The 17,863-nt window shown below is 71.8% G+C and carries 19 protein-coding genes; 11 read left to right on the top strand and 8 right to left on the bottom strand.

Annotated elements, in window-relative coordinates; translation table 11 throughout:
* Positions 1 to 24: 24 nt before the first annotated feature.
* The 10 genes from ACIGFK_RS07545 to ACIGFK_RS07590 all read left to right on the top strand — a co-directional run bounded on the left by ACIGFK_RS07545 (position 25) and on the right by ACIGFK_RS07590 (position 10,067).
* A complete protein-coding gene (locus tag ACIGFK_RS07545; RefSeq protein ID WP_376660257.1) occupies positions 25 to 183 on the top strand; it encodes a hypothetical protein in 159 nt (52 codons plus the stop codon).
* 21 nt (positions 184 to 204) lie between these two features.
* Positions 205 to 2,439, top strand: coding sequence for a hypothetical protein (locus ACIGFK_RS07550; RefSeq protein ID WP_400050910.1), 2,235 nt, complete (start codon positions 205 to 207; stop codon positions 2,437 to 2,439).
* Positions 2,436 to 3,320 (top strand): phage distal tail protein, encoded by an 885-nt coding sequence (locus ACIGFK_RS07555; RefSeq protein ID WP_376660259.1) that lies wholly within the window; start codon positions 2,436 to 2,438, stop codon positions 3,318 to 3,320. The genes ACIGFK_RS07550 and ACIGFK_RS07555 overlap by 4 nt, the downstream gene beginning before the upstream one ends.
* A 12-nt stretch (positions 3,321 to 3,332) precedes the next feature.
* Positions 3,333 to 4,322, top strand: coding sequence for a hypothetical protein (locus ACIGFK_RS07560; protein ID WP_376660260.1), 990 nt, complete (start codon positions 3,333 to 3,335; stop codon positions 4,320 to 4,322).
* An 11-nt stretch (positions 4,323 to 4,333) separates the two neighbouring features.
* The gene (locus tag ACIGFK_RS07565) at positions 4,334 to 5,428 is read left to right on the top strand and encodes a hypothetical protein (protein ID WP_400050913.1); all 1,095 of its coding nucleotides are present in this window, start codon (positions 4,334 to 4,336) and stop codon (positions 5,426 to 5,428) included.
* Positions 5,428 to 6,123: a hypothetical protein gene (locus ACIGFK_RS07570; RefSeq protein ID WP_376660262.1), complete on the top strand. Its 696-nt coding sequence runs from the start codon at positions 5,428 to 5,430 to the stop codon at positions 6,121 to 6,123. The genes ACIGFK_RS07565 and ACIGFK_RS07570 overlap by 1 nt, the downstream gene beginning before the upstream one ends.
* Positions 6,124 to 6,148: 25 nt before the next feature.
* Positions 6,149 to 8,461: a hypothetical protein gene (locus ACIGFK_RS07575; RefSeq protein WP_400050915.1), complete on the top strand. Its 2,313-nt coding sequence runs from the start codon at positions 6,149 to 6,151 to the stop codon at positions 8,459 to 8,461.
* A 109-nt stretch (positions 8,462 to 8,570) separates the two neighbouring features.
* The gene (locus ACIGFK_RS07580) at positions 8,571 to 9,536 is read left to right on the top strand and encodes an N-acetylmuramoyl-L-alanine amidase (protein ID WP_376660264.1); all 966 of its coding nucleotides are present in this window, start codon (positions 8,571 to 8,573) and stop codon (positions 9,534 to 9,536) included.
* Between the two features lie 34 nt (positions 9,537 to 9,570).
* Complete coding sequence (locus tag ACIGFK_RS07585; protein WP_376660265.1) at positions 9,571 to 9,804, top strand: hypothetical protein; 234 nt, start codon at positions 9,571 to 9,573, stop codon at positions 9,802 to 9,804.
* On the top strand, positions 9,801 to 10,067 hold the full coding sequence (locus ACIGFK_RS07590) for a hypothetical protein (protein WP_386467340.1): 267 nt from the start codon (positions 9,801 to 9,803) through the stop codon (positions 10,065 to 10,067). Before ACIGFK_RS07585 ends, ACIGFK_RS07590 begins: the two co-directional genes overlap by 4 nt.
* Positions 10,068 to 10,234: 167 nt before the next feature.
* Here ACIGFK_RS07590 and ACIGFK_RS07595 read toward each other — a convergent pair whose 3' ends face one another.
* The 8 genes from ACIGFK_RS07595 to ACIGFK_RS07630 all read right to left on the bottom strand — a co-directional run bounded on the left by ACIGFK_RS07595 (position 10,235) and on the right by ACIGFK_RS07630 (position 16,956).
* Positions 10,235 to 10,768 (bottom strand): SigE family RNA polymerase sigma factor, encoded by a 534-nt coding sequence (locus ACIGFK_RS07595; RefSeq protein ID WP_376658449.1) that lies wholly within the window; start codon positions 10,766 to 10,768, stop codon positions 10,235 to 10,237.
* Between the two features lie 157 nt (positions 10,769 to 10,925).
* Positions 10,926 to 12,092 (bottom strand): lipid-transfer protein, encoded by a 1,167-nt coding sequence (locus ACIGFK_RS07600; protein ID WP_400050917.1) that lies wholly within the window; start codon positions 12,090 to 12,092, stop codon positions 10,926 to 10,928.
* Entirely contained in the window at positions 12,089 to 12,472 is a 384-nt protein-coding gene (locus ACIGFK_RS07605; RefSeq protein WP_376658450.1) for a MaoC family dehydratase, read from the bottom strand. The genes ACIGFK_RS07600 and ACIGFK_RS07605 overlap by 4 nt, the downstream gene beginning before the upstream one ends.
* Positions 12,473 to 12,490: 18 nt before the next feature.
* Positions 12,491 to 13,516 (bottom strand): acyl-CoA dehydrogenase family protein, encoded by a 1,026-nt coding sequence (locus ACIGFK_RS07610; RefSeq protein WP_386467337.1) that lies wholly within the window; start codon positions 13,514 to 13,516, stop codon positions 12,491 to 12,493.
* The gene (locus ACIGFK_RS07615) at positions 13,516 to 14,448 is read right to left on the bottom strand and encodes a bifunctional MaoC family dehydratase N-terminal/OB-fold nucleic acid binding domain-containing protein (protein WP_400050918.1); all 933 of its coding nucleotides are present in this window, start codon (positions 14,446 to 14,448) and stop codon (positions 13,516 to 13,518) included. Before ACIGFK_RS07615 ends, ACIGFK_RS07610 begins: the two co-directional genes overlap by 1 nt.
* A complete protein-coding gene (locus ACIGFK_RS07620) occupies positions 14,445 to 15,596 on the bottom strand; it encodes an acyl-CoA dehydrogenase family protein (RefSeq protein ID WP_400050919.1) in 1,152 nt (383 codons plus the stop codon). Before ACIGFK_RS07620 ends, ACIGFK_RS07615 begins: the two co-directional genes overlap by 4 nt.
* Positions 15,597 to 15,836: 240 nt before the next feature.
* Positions 15,837 to 16,148 (bottom strand): hypothetical protein, encoded by a 312-nt coding sequence (locus tag ACIGFK_RS07625; RefSeq protein WP_376658444.1) that lies wholly within the window; start codon positions 16,146 to 16,148, stop codon positions 15,837 to 15,839.
* A gap of 394 nt (positions 16,149 to 16,542) precedes the next feature.
* Entirely contained in the window at positions 16,543 to 16,956 is a 414-nt protein-coding gene (locus ACIGFK_RS07630) for a DUF6344 domain-containing protein (RefSeq protein ID WP_376658443.1), read from the bottom strand.
* Between the two features lie 201 nt (positions 16,957 to 17,157).
* Here ACIGFK_RS07630 and ACIGFK_RS07635 point away from each other — a divergent pair, with 201 nt between their 5' ends.
* The gene (locus tag ACIGFK_RS07635) at positions 17,158 to 17,766 is read left to right on the top strand and encodes a hypothetical protein (protein WP_376658442.1); all 609 of its coding nucleotides are present in this window, start codon (positions 17,158 to 17,160) and stop codon (positions 17,764 to 17,766) included.
* The last annotated feature ends 97 nt before the right edge of the window (positions 17,767 to 17,863 follow it).

Below are 17,863 nucleotides of genomic sequence, written 5' to 3' on the forward strand. Positions count from 1 at the left end.
ACCACCCCAGAGGAACTGGCGCGCATGTCCACGCGCCGGTTCCTCGTACTCCTCGCCGGACTCCCCTCGGAATCCCGGTTCGCGAACGCGTGGCGGAACACGCCCCGCCTGGTCAGCGACCCGGCCGAGATCGCCCGGCTCACCGGCCAGCAGGCCGACCGAACAGCGACTCGAACTCAATAGACACGGATCAGGGGGTGTTTCATGGCCCTCACGATCGGCGAGCTCACCGGCTACATCGACCTCGACGACTCCGGTGCACAGGCCGGAATCAACCGAACCGAAGCAGCGCTCGACGGGCTCCAGCGGGACGCCGACGGCCGACTGAGCGAGATGGAAGGCCGGTTCGCCGCCGCGGGCGACGAGATGGGAACCGCCCTCGGCGACGGCGTCGGCGGGGGAGCGGAGAAGGCCGGCCGCGGTCTGGCCGGCATCGGCCCGCTCATCGGCGCCGCCGCCACCAGTACGAAACTGCTCGCCGGCGGCGCGGTCGTCGCCGCCGGTGCGCTCGCGGCCGTCCCGCTGGCCGTGATCGGCCTCGGCGCGGCGGTCCTCAAGGAGAACGAGCAGGTCAAGAGCGCCTTCTCGGAGATGGGCGAGCACGTCAAGGGCAAGATGCAGGAGCTTGCCGCCCCACTGGTCAAGCCGTTCGCCAACGCGGCCGGCCAGCTCAGCGGCATCTTCGACAAGCTCGCCCCGCAGATCGGCGCCCTGTTCCAGGGCGTCGCTCCACTGATCGCCCCGCTCGTCTCCGGTATCGGCGCCCTGGCCCAGGGGGCCATGCCCGGACTGGTCGCCGCCGTTCAGGCGGCCGGGCCGGTCGTCCAGGCCCTCTCCACCGGTCTGGGCTCCCTCGGCACCGGACTCGGCGGGTTCTTCCAGGGCGTCGCCGGCGGTGCCGGGGGTGCAGCCCAGGGTCTGGGCGCGCTGTTCGGTGCCGTGGGCGAGATCCTGCCCGCGCTCGGGCAGCTGATCGGCGCCCTCGCGACTGCCGGTGGGCCGGTCCTGGCCGCGCTCGCGGGCGCGCTCGGCCCCCTGGTCAAGTCCCTCGCGGGCGCCCTCGGTCCCGCGCTCGCCTCACTCGGGCCGCCCCTGGCCGGACTGATCGCCTCCCTCGGCAAGGGCCTCCAGCCGATCGTCGACGCGCTCGGACCGGTGCTCGCCGCCGCCGCGGACGCGTTCGGGATCCTGATGAAGGCCGTATCGCCCATCCTGCCGGTCATCGGCAACCTCGTCGCCAAGCTGCTGCCCGCGATCACGCCGCTGCTGCAGGCGGTCGGCACGGTCATCGCGCAGCTGGGGCCGGTCATCGGCATCCTGGTCGACGCCCTGGCCGGTGCGCTGACCCCCGTCCTCGACCAACTGCCCGCTCTGATCACCCCGTTCGCGCAGGTGCTGGGCGAACTCGCGGCGACGATCCTGCCGATCTTCGCCCAACTCCTGCTCGCGCTGGCCCCGTCGCTCGCGACGATCGGCCAGGCATTCGGGCAGATCCTCGTCGCACTCGCCCCGCTCCTGCCCGCCATCGGACAACTGCTGATCGGTGCGATCAACGCCCTGATGCCGCTGATCACTCCCCTGATCGAGCTGGTCGGCAAGCTCGCGGCCATCTTCGCCAACGGCCTCGCCGCCGTGATCGAACAGGTCGTCATACCGATCATCGGCGCCATCGTCGCCCTGCTGCAGGGGGACTTCGGCAAGGCCTGGGAACTCGCCAAGGGCGCCGTTCAGGCGGCCGGTGAGCTGATCGGAAAGATCGCCGGCCAGATCGCCGAATGGGTGGGCAACGGCATCAGCGCCGCCATCGACTGGATCACCGGTCTGCCCGGCCGGGCCGCCGAAGCGCTCGCCCCGTTCGCGGGGCGGATGCGCGAGCGTGCGGTCCAGGCACTGAGCGACTTCCGCGATTCCATCGTCACCAAGGCCGGCGAAGCCGTCGACTGGATGCGCGGCCTTCCCGGCCGCATCGCCGACGGCATCGGCGACCTCGGATCGCTGCTCGTCGACAAGGGCCGCGACGTCGTGCGCGGCCTGTGGAACGGCATCCAGGGCATGGGCTCCTGGCTCAGGTCCACCCTGACCAGCTGGGCCAAGGACCTGATCCCCGGACCGATCGCCAAGGCCCTGGGCATCCACAGCCCCTCGCGCGTCATGGCCCGCGACGTCGGCCGGTGGATCCCCGCCGGTCTGGTCAAGGGCATCGAGGGCGGTGCGGGTGCCGTCGACCGCACCATGCGCAACCTCATCACCCCGCCCGCGGTACCCGCCTTCGCCCAGGCCTTCGCGGGCGCAGGCACCGGCGGGTTCGGCAACCCGTTCGCCGCCGCGGGCGGGGCGGGCGGCGCCATGGTCCACATCGAGAACTGGCACGCCGCCGAACAAGGCAGCCCGGACGACAACGCCCGGGCCCTCCACTGGCTCGCCAAGGCAAGGGGATGACCGTGGCTCCCGGATCACTGATCACCCGCCCCGGACAGGTGCAGTACGGCAACCTCCTGCTCGGCGCCGGCACCCCCTACCTGTGGCGTTCCCTCACGGGCTGGGAGGAGCTCCCCGCCCTCGACTCCGGCTCCGTCGCGCGCAGCGACGCGCACGGCGAGCTGCCCGGCACGCTCCTCGCACAGGCCCGGACGATCGGCCTCGACGGCCTGATCGTCCGGGCTCCGCGCGAGCGGATCGGCGCCGTGGTCGGCGCGTTGAACGCGGGCACCGCCCCCCGGGTGGACGAGCTCCCGTTCGTGGCGTGGCTCGACGACCGCGGGCCACTGCTGGCCTACGCCCGCGCGACCCGCCGGAGCATTCCGGCGGGCATCGGCTACCGTCTCGGCACGATCACGGGCGGCGCGGTGCAGTTCACCGCCTCCGACCCGCTGAGGTACGAGCTGGTCGAGCGGGTGGTCACGGCCTCGCTGCCCACCCCCGAGTCCGGTCTGCTCTGGCCCGCGGCCTGGCCGATGGACTTCGGGTCGTCGAGCAGCAGCGGTGCCCTGGTCGCGGTGAACACGGGCGACGCCCCGACGTATCCGGTCATCGAGTTCCGGGGCCCGATCGTCACCCCGTCCCTGGTCAACGTCGATACCGACGAGGTGCTGGAGTACGACATCCCGCTCGCCGCGGGTGAGGTCCTCACCGTGGACACCCGCGACGGAACCGTCCTGCTGAACCGGACCGCCTCGCGGCTCTACACCGTGACCAGCCGGTCCGTGCCCGAGCGGACCTTCACGCTCCGGCCCGGCGTCACGAACTTCATCTTCCGCGCGGGACCCGACAGCAGTCCCGACGCCACCGTCACCGTGCGCTACCGCTCGGCCTACTGGTAAGGAGAACCGCCCGTGACCGTGCGCTCGGCATGGCTGACACCCACCGGACAGACCAGGGAAGACACCCGTCTCGCCCCCACCGCCACCGTGATCCACGAAACGGAGATGCGCGTACGCGACGGAGTGCTCGCCGGAGGCGACCCGTTCGCCGCCACCGGGGCGGGCGCGATGACCCTGCAGATCGGCCCCGGCCGGGCGATCGTGCAGGGGACCGACGCCCAGGGCGCCTACCCGGTCGCCAACGACTCCGCGGTGAGCCTCACGTTCGCCGACGGGGCCGCGCAGAACGGCCGCATCGACTCCGTCGTCCTGCGGGTCAGCGACACGCTCTTCGGCGGAACGACGAACACCGCCGTCATCGAAATCGTGCAGGGCACCGCGGCCGCCAGCCCGCAGCCTCCGACGCTTCCGGCCGCGAGCCTGCGCCTGTGGGACGTCACCGTACCCGCGGGCACCAGCACGGGCACGGGCGGCATCGGCTGGGCCTCCGCCCTCGGCGACCGCCGCCGCTACACCGCCGCGGCCGGCGGGATCATCCCGCGCGGCTGGGGCCTTTCCTTCAACGGCGCCTACGACGGGCAGTACCGCGACACCGGCTCCGCGCTGGAACGCTGGAACGCCGCCGCCGGCCAGTGGCAGACCTACAAGCCGCCGCTCGAAACCGCGGTCAGCACGACCGGGACCGTCGTGGCGGCCGGGTACTCGTTCGTCTCCTACCACGCCCGCCGCGTCGGGGGCGTGCAGTCCTTCACCGTGACCGTCAACCGCACCGGCACGGCGATCACCGTGCCCGCGGACGGGAGCTTTCCCGACAGCCTGCTCGTGACCCTGCCCGCCGGATGGCGCCCCGTGTACGAAATGGAGCTCGCCGCGAGCGACGGGTTCGGCAGCGGCGTCGCCTATCTCAACCCCGCCGGCCAGATCACGCTGCGCACCTGGACGGGCGGCGGCTCGATCCAGAACGGCCGGAACATCCGGGTATCCGGCTGCTTCGTCGTGTGAAGGGAGGCGCTGTGACCACCCCCTACCGCCTGCTCTTCTGCGACCTGAGGTCGGACGAGCTGATCGACGTCCTGCCCGTGCACGGCGTCTCCCTCGACGACTACATCGGCAAGACGGGCCGGCTCACCGGCACCGTTCCGATCCCGAACGCCGCCATGGCCGAACGGGCCCGCAAGACCATCCTCCCCGGGCGCACGGGCGTATGGGTCGAGCGGGGGCGCGACATCTGGTGGGGCGGCATCGTCTGGACGCTGTCCCTCGCCAGCAACGCCCGCGGCTTCCTCGGCGCGCAGATCCAGGCCGGCGGTTGGGAGTCGTACCTCTACCGGCGCCTGGTCTACGACACCCAGATCGCCGACGACGTCGACCAGTACGACATCGTCCGGCAGCTGGTCGACTACTCCGCCGACACCCTCGGCGGGGACATCGGCATCACCTACGACACGGGGCTCTCCGGGGTCCTCCGGGACCACACCTATCTGCGGTACGACCTGCACAGCGTCGGCGAACTGATCGACGACCTCGCAGCGCTCGACAAGGGCTTCGAATGGCGCATCGCCAGCTACCGCGACGCCGACGGCAGGCGCACGAAGCACCTGCAGCTCGGGCAGCCGATCATCCGTACCGGCGCCGCCGACGTCGTCCTCGACCACCCCGGTCCGATCCTGGCGTACACGTGGCCCACCGACGCCACGGCCAAGGCGAACGCCTGGCAGAGCCGGGGCGCCAGCACCAACCGCAACCAGGCGGCCGAGAGCTACCCGATCACCTCACCCCTGCTGGTCTCCAAGGACGACCTCGACGCGGGGTGGCCGCGACTCGACGGGTACAGCGACTACTCGACCGTCAGCCTCCAGGCCACCCTCAACGCGCACGCCGAGGCCGACCGTCGGGCCGCCCTCGTCCCGGTCACCATCCCCGAGATCACGGTGGCGCTCGGCGGTGAGATCACACCCGCGCTGATCGGCGCGACCGTCCGCGTCCGCATCCGCGACCTGTGGCATCCGACCGCCCTGGACGCGCGCTTCCGCGTGGTCGGCATGTCCGTCAACCCGCCCGAGCGCGGCCGGTCCGAGACCGCCCGCCTGTATCTGGAGGTCCCGTAATGCCCAACATCCCGCAGGACGTGCTCGACCGCATCTCCCAGCTCGAACGGCAGGTGAAGCAGCTGACCGGCCGGGCCAACATCCGGCCGGCACTGAACCAGGTGCTGGCCGGCGACGTGGTCGTCGGCGAGGGCGGCCAGCTCAGCGTGAAGTCGGCGAGCGGGGTCGAACACTTCAAGATCGGCCATCTGGGCACCAACTACGGCGAGAACGAGTTCGGCACCATCATCCGCCGTCGCGACAACTCCCTCGCCCTGAGCATCTGGAACGGCGACGACAAGGTCAATCCCCAGGTGCTGCGTCTCTACGACGCCAAGGGGAACGAGATCTTCGCCGAGAACATCGAGCAGGGCGGCCTGCACCGGCCGCACCTCGCGCAGCCCTGGTTCGACGCGCAGCCGGTCCGCTGGCCCAAGACGGAGTCGACCAGCTTCGAAACCCTGCAGGAGGCGCACATCGAGACCGAGCACGGCAAGGTGCGCATCCTCGCGCACAAGGCCACGGTCGGCGACGGCGGCGAGCTCCGGCTGATCATCAACGGCACCGTCGTCGAGACCAGCGACAACATCGACGACACGTACACGATCCCCAACTTCACCTACGGCCAGCTCCTCGCCGTGGAGCTGCAGGCCCGACGCACGGGCGCCGCCCAGGGTGTCTGGGCGACGTTCAAGCGCGTCCACGGCGTCGGCTGACCCAACCCCGCAAGGAGCGCCGCCGATGGCACTGCCCGACACCATTCCCACCGTCACCGTCACCGGCCGCTACCTCGCCCCCGACGGAACCCCCCTCGCCGGCCAGGTCGTGTGGCGTGCGCCCGCGATGCTGACGTTCTCCGCGTCCGACGTGGTCCTCGGCGGGCCGGTCACCGCGCCGCTCGACGCGACCGGCCGGTTCGAGGTCGTCCTGCCGGCCACCGACGCCCCGGGCATGAGCCCGGGCGGCTGGTCGTACATCGTCGCCGAGCAGCTGACGGGCGTACCGGCCAACCGGTCGTACAACGTCCTGCTGCCCAGTGAGACACCGGTCGTGGACATCGCCGACCTCGCCCCGACGGACCCGACGACGCCCAATTTCGTGCCCGTGGTCGGCAGCCAGATCCTCACCGGGTCGGCCGCCCCGACTGCCGCCCAGGGTGTCAACACCGACTGGTACGTCCAGTACGACACCCGGACCCTGCTCGGCCTCACCCACACCACCGTCACCAACTGGCGCAAGACGAACGGCACGTGGGCGAAGGTCGGGGCGGACATCCACGGTTCCCAGATCTTCCTGAACAACGCGAGCACGCCGAGCTCCGACGCCAAGCCGGGTGACATCCTCATCCGGACCGACAGCGGCGACATGTGGCAGCGCGGAGCATCCGGCTGGGGTTCGTCCGTCGGCAACCTCAAGGGCCCGAAGGGGGACACCGGCCCTCAGGGCGTCCAAGGAATCCAGGGCGTCCAGGGGCCCAAGGGCGACCCCGGCAACGGCAACGTCAACACGGTCAACACGAAGCTCGGCCCGGACATCGTCCTGAGCGCCGCGGACGTCGGCGCACTGTCCGCCACGGGCACCAATGCGAACGTCGTCACCGTCTTCCGGGGCAACGGCACGAACGCGCCGCTGAACGTCTACGGGAACGGCACCGACCCCAACCGCTTCACCGTCCTCAAGGACGGTTCCTGGTACAGCAACGCCCTGGCCAACACCGCCTACAACATGGCGATCGGCGACATGGCGTCGGACTTCGGCGGGGGTACGTACGTCCTCGCCCTCAAGAACGCCTCCGTCGTGCCGACGGCCAACCCCGCCAACGGAGTCGTCGCGTACGCCGAGGGCGGCGTGATGAAGGTGCGGCAGGCCAACGGAACCGTCGTCACCGTCGGTTCCGGCGGTGGCGGCGCCGTGGCCTCCGTCAACGGGGCCACCGGAGCCGTGGTCCTGAACGCCGCCAGTGTGGGCGCGCTCAAGGACCCGGCCGGAGACGTCACCGACACCACCGGGACGCTGCGCATCAAGTACGCCGGTGCGGCTGCCGACGCGTTCAAGGCGTCCAACGCGGCCGACGCGCTGTACACGGCGATCAACAAGGACGGGCAGATCGTCACCAACACGCTGGCGAACCTGAACGGACGCGCCGTCGTCAAGGCCGACGCGTCCGCCACCGATCCGCTGCGCATCCTCAGCGACACCGACGCCGAGCTGGTCAGCTTCCGCAAGTCGGGAAGCGTCCGGTTCACGGCCGGCAACGGCTACGTCGACAAGAACCTGCGGGTCGGCGGCGCGGCCGGTGCGGTCGGCATCGGCGCCGGGGTCACCGGCGTCCTGGCCATCGACGCGGGCACCGGGCCCAGCGCGGCGAACACCGGCGGCGTGAACCTCTGGACGGCCGGCGGCAGCCTGATGGTCCAGGAGACCTCCGGCCGCACCTTCGCCGTGGGCTCCAACGGGCGCAACGCGTGGACGCCGCAGGCCCTGGGCTTCCAGGCCTGGTCGGTCGATCCGGCCTCGGTGGCCAACCCCACGACGCTGAAGGCCGTGGTCGTCGGCCGGATCTACTTCTCCGGAATGAACATCACGGAGAGCACGCAGGTGAACCACGTCGTGATCCACGCCCGCGGGTGGGCCGGATCCACGGCCGTTCCCGCCGCCCGTTTCTACGTCGGCATCTACAACGAGGCGGGCACCAGGGTGGCCACGTCCGCGCTCGTGTCGAACCTGCCGGCCGCCGGCCAGGGCACGGGCATGGCACCCGCAGCGGTGAACAGCCACATCGGCCCCGTGCCCGTCCCGCTCTCCGCGGCGGTCACGCTCGCTCCCGGCCGCTACTGGGCCGCGTTCCTGATGTCCGCCGGCGCCGCCACCGACTTCTACTACTTCCACGTGCAGAACGAGGCACCGGCCAACCCCGGCAACTTCAGCCTCGGAACGCACTTCCAGCGCCATTGGTGCATCCCCAGCGGCCAGACCTCCCTGCCGGCGACCGTGAACCAGTCGACCGGCGAGGTCGGACTCGATCCCGCGATCATGGCGCTAGCCATGCTCTAGCCGCTGCTCCCGCCCCAGCCGCTGCCCCGCCCCCACACGCGCACCCGCGCCCCCAGCACGCCCCGGCACCGCGCCGAGGGCGTTTTTCCATGTCCGGAGGACACCTCGCATGGCTTCCCCACTGTCCGCATCCACGTTCCTCGACGCCATCACCGGTGAGGGCGTCGACGTCGTCGAGGTCGGTTCCTGGCGCACCCACAACCGCGACCACAAGGGCCCCTGGGGCCCGTTGCACGGGGTGATGATCCACCACACCGTGACCGAGGGGACCGACTACTCCGTCGAGCTCTGCCGCACCGGATACAGCGAGCTCCCGGGCCCGCTGTGCCACGGCGTGATCGACAAGGCCGGCACCGTCCACCTGATCGGCTACGGCCGCGCCAACCACGCGGGCAGCGGAGACCCCGACGTCCTCGCCGCGGTGATCGCCGAGCAGTCCCCGCTGCCCGGGGACGACGAGGCGACCACCGACGGGAACCGGCACTTCTACGGCTTCGAGTGCATCAACCTGGGCGACGACGAGGACCCGTGGCCCGAGCAGCAGGTCGAGGCCATCGCGCGGACCGCCGCGGGTATCTGCCGCGCCCACGGATGGGGCGCCGAGTCCGTGATCGGCCACTCCGAATGGCAGCCGGGCAAGGTCGACCCCCGCGGCCCGATCGGCCACGAGGACGGGCCCGCGCTCACCATGGACACGATCCGCGGCCGGGTCGCCGAGCTGCTCGGCGGCGACCGGCCGGCCCCGGGCGAGCCGGCGCCGGAGCCCACTCCGGAGCCCGCGCCCGAGGGCGACGTCGTGTCCCTGTCCGAGCTGATCACCGCGGCCCGCCAGGACCCGCCGCAGAGCGGCACCCCGGTCAGCTACCCCGGCACCCGCACCGTCGAGGACGCACTGGTCGCCGAAGGCCTGCTGGAACAGGACTACGCCGACGGGCACTTCGGCTCGGCCACCGTCGACGCGTACGGCCTGTGGCAGCGCCGCTGCGGGTTCTCCGGCGCCGCCGCGGACGGCATCCCGGGCCGGGCCTCGCTCGACGTCCTCGCCATCCGCCACGGCTTCACCGTGGCCGCCTGACCTCACCCACCCACCCACCCACCAGGAGCCCACCATGACCCCTGCCCACAAGCGCACCGTCCGCACCCTGATCCAGGCCGCCGTGGCGTTCGCCGTCACCCTGCCTTCGATCGTCTCCGCGGCCGGCATCTCCGAGTCCCTGCCCTATGTCGCCGGCGCCCTCGCGGTCGCCGCCGGCCTCGCCCGCGTCATGGCCCTGCCGGGCGTCGAGGCCCTGCTCGACCGCGTCGGCCTCGGCCTGCGGGACGACACCGGAGCAGCCGAGTGAGCGCACCCGACCCCGGCGACACACCCGGCGTCGCCCTGGAACTCGAACGACTGCGGGCCGTCGTCGAGGTCGGCTTCACCCGCATCGACGGCAGCCTCGCGCTCCTCGTGCAGCGGTCCGACCAGACCGACAAGCAGCTCGCCGACCACGAGGCCAGGCTCGACTCCCTCGAGCGCAGCCGCTGGCCGCTCCACAAGGTCGCCGCGGTCGTCGCGGCCCTCGGTCTGCTCCTCACCCTCTGGCAGGCCGGCACCGTCCGCTGAAACGAAGCCCCCCGCCCGGCCACACGGCCGGGCGGGGGGCTTCTTCTGCCGTCCGAGAGTGTTTTGGACACGGTGTCGCACATCAGAGTGGCCACTCGGCGGCCCGGCCGGATGGCCGATGTTTCACGTGAAACATCGCCGACGCCGGGGCGCCGCACGGTCGGCGCTCAGCGGACCGTGGTGAGCTCCGGGTCCTCGCGGAGCTTGCCCAGCGCCCGGGAGACGGCGCTCTTGACCGTGCCGACCGAAACACCCAGCAGCTCGGCGGTCTGCACCTCGCTGAGGTCCTCGTAGTAGCGCAGCACGACCATGGCCCGCTGCCGGTCGGGCAGCCGTGTCACCGCGCGCCACATCGCGTCCCGCAGGGCCTGCGCCTCCGCGGGATCGGCGGCCGGGACCTCCTCGGTCTCGGGGAGCTCGTCGCAGCAGAACTCGTCCACCTTGCGCTTGCGCCACTGGGAGGTACGGGTGTTGACCAGGGCCCGCCGGACATAGCCGTCCAGCGCGCGGTGGTCCTCTATGCGGTCCCAGGCCATGTACGTCTTGGCCAGGGCGGTCTGGAGCAGGTCCTCGGCGTCGCACGGGTTGGCGGTGAGGGAGCGCGCCGTGCGCATCAGGACCGTGCCGCGGGTCCGGACGTACGCCGAGAACGACGGGTACGGCGTCGGGTTCGAGGCGAGCGTGCACACAGGCGTGGTCATGTCTCCACGCTAGGAGCGCCCGCTCGTCATGGGATCGGCCGCAAGTGCCGAAGCGGGGTCCGTCTCAGGTTGTAGGAGTAGGGAAGGCCCCACCTCCTGAAGGTGGAGGAGGCGGGGCCCAACCGGCACGAATCCGTCAGCTGCGGGCGGCGGGCCCTCAGCCGTCGGCCCCCAGGATCAGCCCGGAGGTCGGCACCCCGGTGCCGGCCGTGACGAGTACGTGCTCCGCCCCCGCGACCTGGTTCACGGAGGTGCCGCGCAGCTGGCGCACCGCCTCGGCGATGCCGTTCATCCCGTGCAGGTACGCCTCCCCGAGCTGGCCGCCGTGGGTGTTGATCGGCAGCGCCTCCGCGGCCACGAAGTCGGCGGCCTCACCCGGCTTGCAGAAGCCGAACTCCTCCAGCTGCATCAGCACGAAGGGGGTGAAGTGGTCGTAGAGGATCCCGACGTCGATGTCCGAGGGCCGCAGCCCGCTGGTGCGCCACAGCTGGCGCGCGACCACGTCCATTTCCGGCAGCCCGGTCAGGTCGTCGCGGTAGAAGGAGGTCATGCCCTCCTGGCGGCGTCCGGCACCCTGCGCGGCCGCGGTGATCACCGCGGGCGGGTGCCGCAGGTCCCGGGCCCGTTCGGGGGTGGTGACGACGAGGGCCTGGCCGCCGTCGGTCTCCTGGCAGCAGTCCAGCAGCCGCAGCGGCTCGACGATCCAGCGCGAGGCGGCGTGGTCGGCGAGGGTGATGGGCTTGCCGTGGAAGTAGGCGGCGGGGTTGTTCGCGGCGTGCCGGCGGTCGGTGACCGCGACGTGCCCGAACGCCTCGGGAGTGAGGTTGTGGGCGTGCAGGTAGCGCTGGGCGGTCATGGCCACCCAGGAGGCGGGGGTCAGCAGCCCCCACGGCAGCGACCAGCCGAGCGCGGCGCCCTCCGCCGAGGGTTCGCGCTGCTGGACGCCGGAGCCGAAGCGGCGCCCCGAGCGCTCGTTGAAGGCGCGGTAGCAGACCACGACCTCCGCGACCCCGGTGGCGACGGCCAGCGCGGCCTGCTGGACGGTGGCGCAGGCCGCACCGCCGCCGTAGTGGATGCGGGAGAAGAAGGACAGGTCCCCGATGCCGGCCGCCTGCGCGACGGTGATCTCGGGGCTGGTGTCCATCGAGAAGGTGACCATGCCGTCGACGTCGGCGGGGGTGAGCCCGGCGTCCTCGAGGGCGGTCTGCACGGCCTCGACGGCGAGCTTGAGCTCACTGCGGCCGGAGTCCTTGGAGAACTCGGTCGCTCCGATGCCGGCGATGGCGGCCTTGCCGCCGAGCTCGTCGCGGGTGCGGACGCTCATGCCGGCACCTCCGCCGTGACCGTCCCCGACACGTGGTGGCCGATGCCGTTGGCGCCGAGGACACGGATCTCGACCGTGTTCCCGGAGACGGCGGTGACGGTGCCCGTGAGGGTCATCGTGTCGCCCGGGTAGTTGGGCGCGCCGAGGCGGATGGCCACCTTGCGCAGGACGGCGTGCGGCCCGAGGTGGTCGGTGACGTACCGGCCGACCAGGCCGTTCGTGGTCAGGATGTTCATGAAGATGTCCGGTGAGCCCTTCTCCCGGGCCAGCGCCGCGTCGTGGTGCACGTCCTGGTAGTCACGGGAGGCGATGGCGCCCGCGACGATCAGCGTCCGGGTGACCGGGATCTCCAGCGGCGGCAGTTCCTCGCCGACTCTCATGGCGACGGTTCCCATGGCTCAGCCCTCCTGCGCCAGCACGGCGCCCAGTTCGGCCAGCAGCTCGCTGCCGCAGCCCAGGTACGCGTCCAGCTGGCGCCCCCAGAGGAAGTGCCGGTGGACGGGGTGGTCCAGGTCGGCGCCCATGCCGCCGTGCAGGTGCTGGCCCGCGTGCACCACCCGTTTGCCCGCCTCCGAGGCCCACCAGGCCGCCGTCAGCGCGTGTTCGTGCGCCGGCAGGCCCTGGTCGATGCGCCAGGCCGCCTCGTACGCGGTGACCCGGATCGCCTCGGTGTCCATGTAGGCGTCCGCCGCGCGCAGCAGCACCGCCTGGTTGGTGGAGAGCGGACGGCCGAACTGCTCCCGGGTGGAGGTGTACTCGACCGCCCGGGCGAGCGAGCCCGCGCAGACGCCCGCCTGGAGCCCGGCGAAGGCGGTCCGGGCGGCGTCGAGGACCGCCTCGTAGGCGCCCCCGTCCCCGAGGCGTTCGCCCTCGGCCCCGGTCAGCGTCAGCCGGCCCGCCGACCAGGGGGCGGTGGTCTCCACCGGGGAGGTGCTCACCCCGGGCGCGTCCGTCCGTACGAGCCACAGCGCCCGGTCCGCGTCCGGGACCAGCACGTGGGTGGCATCGCGCAGCCAGGGCACGGCGGGGGCGGTTCCGGTGAGCCGGCCGCCCTCCGAGGTGATCCGGCCGCGCGCCGGGAAGGCCCCGGTGGCGACCGCCTCACCGGTGCCGAGGGCGGGGAGCAGGCGGGCGCGCTGCTCGGCGCTGCCGTGCGCGGCCACCGGGAGGATCCCGTACGCGCAGGTGGCGGCGAACGGGACCTGCGCGGTGGTGCGGCCCTGCTCTTCCAGGAGGAGGACCAGGCCGAGCAGGCCGACCTCCTCGACGGCGGCGGTCATGCCGGCCGTGGTGAGGGCCTTCCAGAGCTCGGCGTCGCTGCCGGTGCCGGCGGCTCCGAGGCGTTCGTGGGTGGCGAGGTCGCCGAATATGCGGGCCGCGAGGCCTGCCGCGGCGGCCTGCTCCTCGGTGGGGTGGAAGTCCATCAGCCTTCACTCCCGCGGAAGACGGGGAGTTCGAGGCCGTCGTCGACGCGCAGGAACTCCAGCTGGACGGGCATGCCGATGCGGACCTTGTCGTACGGGACGCCGGTGATGTTGCTGATCATCCGGACCCCCTCGGCGAGCTCGACGAGCGCGACCGCGTACGGCGGGTCGAAGGCGGGGAAGGGCGGGTGGTGCATGACCACGTACGAGAAGACGGTGCCGGAGCCGGAGGCCTCGACGGTGTCCCATTCCTGGCTCGCGCAGCCGTTGCAGCCGGGCAGCCAGGGGAAGCGCAGGGTGGTGCAGGAGGTGCAGCGCTGGATGAGGAGCCTGTGCTCCCGGACCCCGTCCCAGAACCCCTGGTTGTCGCGGTTGACCACCGGCCGGGGGCGCAGGGCCGGGGCCTTCTTCTTCGCCGGGGTGCCGGCGGGCGCGTACTTGAGGATCCGGAAGCGGTGGGTCCCGGCGAGGTCCCCGTTCGCCCGGACGTCCATGCGCGTGGTCACGAAGTGGCCGGTGCCCAGCTTGGTCGTCTTGCGCGGGGACACGGACTCGATGACGGCGTCGAAGGTGACGGCGTCCCCGGGGCGCAGCGGGCGCAGGTACTCCTGCTCGCAGTCGGTGGCGACCACCGAGGTGAACCCGGCGCCGTCGAGGAGGGCGAAGAGGTCGTCGTAGCAGGAGGACCGGTCCGAGTGGCCGGAGAGCCCGCCCATCGTCCAGGCCTGGAGCATGGTGGGCGGTGCGATGGCGTCCGGGCCCGTGTAGGCGGGGTTGGCATCGCCCATCGCCTCGCACCAGTGGCGGATCATCGGCTCGTTGACCGCGTCCTTGCCCCGGCCCGCGGTGGCGGCCGGCTGCCCTTCGAAAGCCGCCAGCAGCGCGTGGAACCGGGCCGCCTCCCCGTCCGCGCCGTCCGCCTGCGCCGTCATCGCTTCCTCCCCTTCATGCCGAGCCGCATCATGGCGACGATCTCCCGCTGTACCTCGCTGACCCCGCCGCCGAAGGTGTTGATCTGCGCGGCCCGGTTCATCCGCTCCAGCTCACCGCCGGCGAAGGCCCCCGGGCCCCGTACGAGCGCCTCCTCGCCGACCACCTCCTGGCACATCCGGTACACCTCGACGGTGGACTCGGTGCCGAGGAACTTCACCCCGCTGGCGTCGCCGGGGGCGAGGGTGCCCGCGCCCACGTCCTGGACGAGGCGCCAGTTCAGGAGGCGTACGGCGGCCAGCCGTGCGTGCGCCTCGGCGAGCCGGGACTGCACCCAGGGCAGGTCCGCCGGCCGCTCGCCGGTGACCGGGTCCGGGGTGCGTGCGTGGCCGAGCGCGTACGCGTAGAAGTCCTCGGCCTGCATGCCGATGGCGGCGAGGGCCACGCGCTCGTGGTTGAGCTGGTTGGTGATCAGGCCCCAGCCGCCGTGCTCCGGGCCGACGAGGTTCCCGGCGGGCACGCGGACGGAGTCGTAGTACGTCGCCGTGGTGGTGAGCCCGCCGACGGTCTCGATCGGGGTCCAGGCGAACCCGGGGTCGTCGGTGGGCACCAGGATGATCGAGATGCCCTTGTGCTTGGGCGCCCCGGGGTCGGTGCGGCAGGCGAGCCAGATCCAGTCCGCGTTCTGGGCGTTGGAGGTGAAGATCTTCTGCCCGTCGATCACCCAGTCGTCGCGGTCGCGGACGGCCCGGGTGCGCAGCGAGGCGAGGTCGGTGCCCGCCTCCGGCTCGGAGTAGCCGATGGCGAAGACGATCTCACCCTTGAGGATCCGGGGCAGGAAGTACTCCTTCTGCTCCTCGGTCCCGTACTTCATCAGGGTCGGGCCGACGGTGTTGAGCGTGACCATGGACACGGGCGCGCCGGCCCGGTAGGCCTCGTCGAAGAAGACGAACTGCTCGTCGGGGCCGCGGCCCCGGCCTCCGTATTCGACGGGCCAGCCGAGGCCGAGCAGGTCGTCGGCGCCGATGCGGCGCAGCAGTGCGCGCTGGCGGGCCGGGTCGTCCGGGACCCCGTCCGGCAGCAGGTCCTGGAAGTACTCCCGCAGTTCGGCGCGGAGCCGCAACTGGCCTTCGGTCGGGGCGAGGTGCACGGCGCTGGCCTCCCGGCATCACAACATTCGAGGGAACCTGACTGTCCGTCAGATTTACCATCGGTGTCAAGGTCGGAAGGCGAGTCCGCGAGCAGGGGTGGGCGGGGGCTCAGGCGGGGACGCAGGCGCGACGCGAGCGAAGACGCAGACGGAGGCGCGCGCGAGGGCGCCCGCACTACCGGACCCCAGCCGGTCCGGTCGCACGGGCGCCCTCAACAGTCGGTGCGGCTCAGGCCGCGGCTACCACCAGGGGTGGAAGTTGACCGCCACGTTCGAGTTGGACTGGTGGATCGCGGTGAAGGCCGAGCCGTTGACCTGCGCGGTGTTGTTCTGGTTGGACGCCCCGGAGCCGGTGGCCACCTGCTGCGAGGTGGAGGAGTTGCCGTTGTTGTCGCCACCCACGCCGCTGCCGATGATGCTGGCGACGCTCGCATTCGATCCGTCGTTCGCGAAAGAGCCGTTGTCGGCCGAGGCCACTCCGCCGAAGAGGGCGACGGCGAGGGGGAGGGCGGCGACGGCGGCGATGACGCGGGAGGTACGGATGCTTGCCATGTGTGAATCCTCCAGAAAACCGAAGTGGGCTTCATTCCGAAGCAGTTGGCCGACCGCCTCGGTCGTTCCGTGTGGTGACGACGTCGCGAGACCAGAGTTGCCCACCGAATCCCCGGCGAACCACCCCGGAGTCTGCGATTCCCCCGCAAGCATGACCAACTCCGGATAAACCCAATTCGCGCCCCCTGCACGGCAGGTCAGCGCCCCTGAACCCGCCGAAACCCTTGCCGCACAAGGGATGAAGCGTTCAGCCTGAAACTCCCGCCCGGACATGCCGAAAAGGGCCGCGACGTCCGGGAACCCCACCGTCTCCCGGCCCTGCGGCCCTGCAATACCAAGTTTCACGCCCCCTGCACGCCCCCGGCGCCCGCCGGGGCGACTGCGCCGTACCGCACTACGCCGCGAGCGCGAGCCCGTCCCGGGCGGCAGGTGCGGCGGACACGACGGGGACGGCATCCCGTGGGGCGGCAGGTGCGAACGTGGCGGCGCGTGCGGCAGCAAAAGCGGCGCCCATGGCAGCGGCGGTGGTGGAGCGGCGGACGGACGGGGACTTGCCGTGGGCCTCGGCACGGATCCGCTGCTTGATGGTCGGCGGGAGCGAACCGCCCCGCATCATTTCCCGCCAGCTCCGCCGCGCCTGGACACCCACCCGGCGCACGGCGCCGGCCGCGGGGGCGGGGACGGCGGGAGCAGCAGCGGAGGCGAGGGCCGGGGCGGCCTTGCCGATGAGCCCGAGGGAGCCGAGGAGCGCCACGAGGGCGGCGAGGACGGAAGTCCAGATCGACAGGATGACGCTGCGCTGAGCCATGACGGGGTCCCTCATTTCGCGATGTTCCGACGGGCGGATCTGCATACATTCGTCATGATGCGGACGCAACCGCACGACTCCCACCACGCACGCCGATCTTCTGACAAACACCACCCAAAAGGCGCAAACCCCCTCCCGGACCCCGCCCACACCCGGAAATCCACTCGCGGGCCCCGCCCCGCACCCCGAACAATCCGGGCCATGGGAACGGACATGTACGGGTACATCGAGGCCCGGTGGGACCGCTGGCTGGACGAGGACGACCGCGAGTGGCACATGGCGATCGACACCATGCACCTCTACAACGGCCGCTCCTACCTGGCCTTCGGCTGCCTCTTCGGCGTACGCGACAGCACCTTCCGCCCCCTCGCCGCGGATCGCGGCCTGCCCCCGGACGCCTCGCCGGAAGTGCGCGCCCGCGGTGAGGACTGGGACTTCGGCGCGTCCTGGATCACCTGGGCGGAACTCTTGGCGACCGACTGGGAGGAAACCGCGACGGAGGTCGACGACTGCGTCCTCGAGTACCGCCGGGATGCCGAGGGCGCCTGGAAGGCGTACGGCCGGAACACGAACCTGACCCGCTTCTCCGAGCTCTCCGGCATCACCGACCCGCACACCCTGCGCCACGCGGGCCGCAGCCACCCCGAGGGCACGGAGTGGCCCGACGGCGACCGCCTCTTCCGCATCGGCCGCCTACGGCGCAAGGACGCCGTGCCGGACAGCGCATGGGAACCCATTTGGTCGGTCATGCGCACCCTGGCGGCCATCCACGGCGACGATGCCGTCCGACTGGTTGCGTGCTTCGGCTGAGCCCCGAGCGCACGAAGGGGTGTCCCGGATCCGGGACACCCCTTCTGATCAGCGCGTTCTCTGACCTGTGGCGGTGGGTGTGGGATTTGAACCCACG

This window comes from Streptomyces sp. NPDC085524, assembly GCF_044541755.1.
Classification (GTDB): Bacteria; Actinomycetota; Actinomycetes; order Streptomycetales; family Streptomycetaceae; genus Streptomyces.

What these genes read in the sequence shown, in the direction of transcription:
- ACIGFK_RS07545 (WP_376660257.1), top strand. Translation starts at nt 25, where the DNA reads ATGTCCACGCGCCGGTTCCTCGTACTCCTCGCCGGACTCCCCTCGGAA.
- ACIGFK_RS07550 (WP_400050910.1), top strand. Translation starts at nt 205, where the DNA reads ATGGCCCTCACGATCGGCGAGCTCACCGGCTACATCGACCTCGACGAC.
- ACIGFK_RS07555 (WP_376660259.1), top strand. Translation starts at nt 2,436, where the DNA reads ATGACCGTGGCTCCCGGATCACTGATCACCCGCCCCGGACAGGTGCAG.
- ACIGFK_RS07570 (WP_376660262.1), top strand. Translation starts at nt 5,428, where the DNA reads ATGCCCAACATCCCGCAGGACGTGCTCGACCGCATCTCCCAGCTCGAA.
- ACIGFK_RS07575 (WP_400050915.1), top strand. Translation starts at nt 6,149, where the DNA reads ATGGCACTGCCCGACACCATTCCCACCGTCACCGTCACCGGCCGCTAC.
- ACIGFK_RS07580 (WP_376660264.1), top strand. Translation starts at nt 8,571, where the DNA reads ATGGCTTCCCCACTGTCCGCATCCACGTTCCTCGACGCCATCACCGGT.
- ACIGFK_RS07585 (WP_376660265.1), top strand. Translation starts at nt 9,571, where the DNA reads ATGACCCCTGCCCACAAGCGCACCGTCCGCACCCTGATCCAGGCCGCC.
- ACIGFK_RS07595 (WP_376658449.1), bottom strand. Translation starts at nt 10,768, where the DNA reads ATGACCACGCCTGTGTGCACGCTCGCCTCGAACCCGACGCCGTACCCG.
- ACIGFK_RS07600 (WP_400050917.1), bottom strand. Translation starts at nt 12,092, where the DNA reads ATGAGCGTCCGCACCCGCGACGAGCTCGGCGGCAAGGCCGCCATCGCC.
- ACIGFK_RS07605 (WP_376658450.1), bottom strand. Translation starts at nt 12,472, where the DNA reads ATGAGAGTCGGCGAGGAACTGCCGCCGCTGGAGATCCCGGTCACCCGG.
- ACIGFK_RS07610 (WP_386467337.1), bottom strand. Translation starts at nt 13,516, where the DNA reads ATGGACTTCCACCCCACCGAGGAGCAGGCCGCCGCGGCAGGCCTCGCG.
- ACIGFK_RS07615 (WP_400050918.1), bottom strand. Translation starts at nt 14,448, where the DNA reads ATGACGGCGCAGGCGGACGGCGCGGACGGGGAGGCGGCCCGGTTCCAC.
- ACIGFK_RS07625 (WP_376658444.1), bottom strand. Translation starts at nt 16,148, where the DNA reads ATGGCAAGCATCCGTACCTCCCGCGTCATCGCCGCCGTCGCCGCCCTC.
- ACIGFK_RS07630 (WP_376658443.1), bottom strand. Translation starts at nt 16,956, where the DNA reads ATGGCTCAGCGCAGCGTCATCCTGTCGATCTGGACTTCCGTCCTCGCC.
- ACIGFK_RS07635 (WP_376658442.1), top strand. Translation starts at nt 17,158, where the DNA reads ATGGGAACGGACATGTACGGGTACATCGAGGCCCGGTGGGACCGCTGG.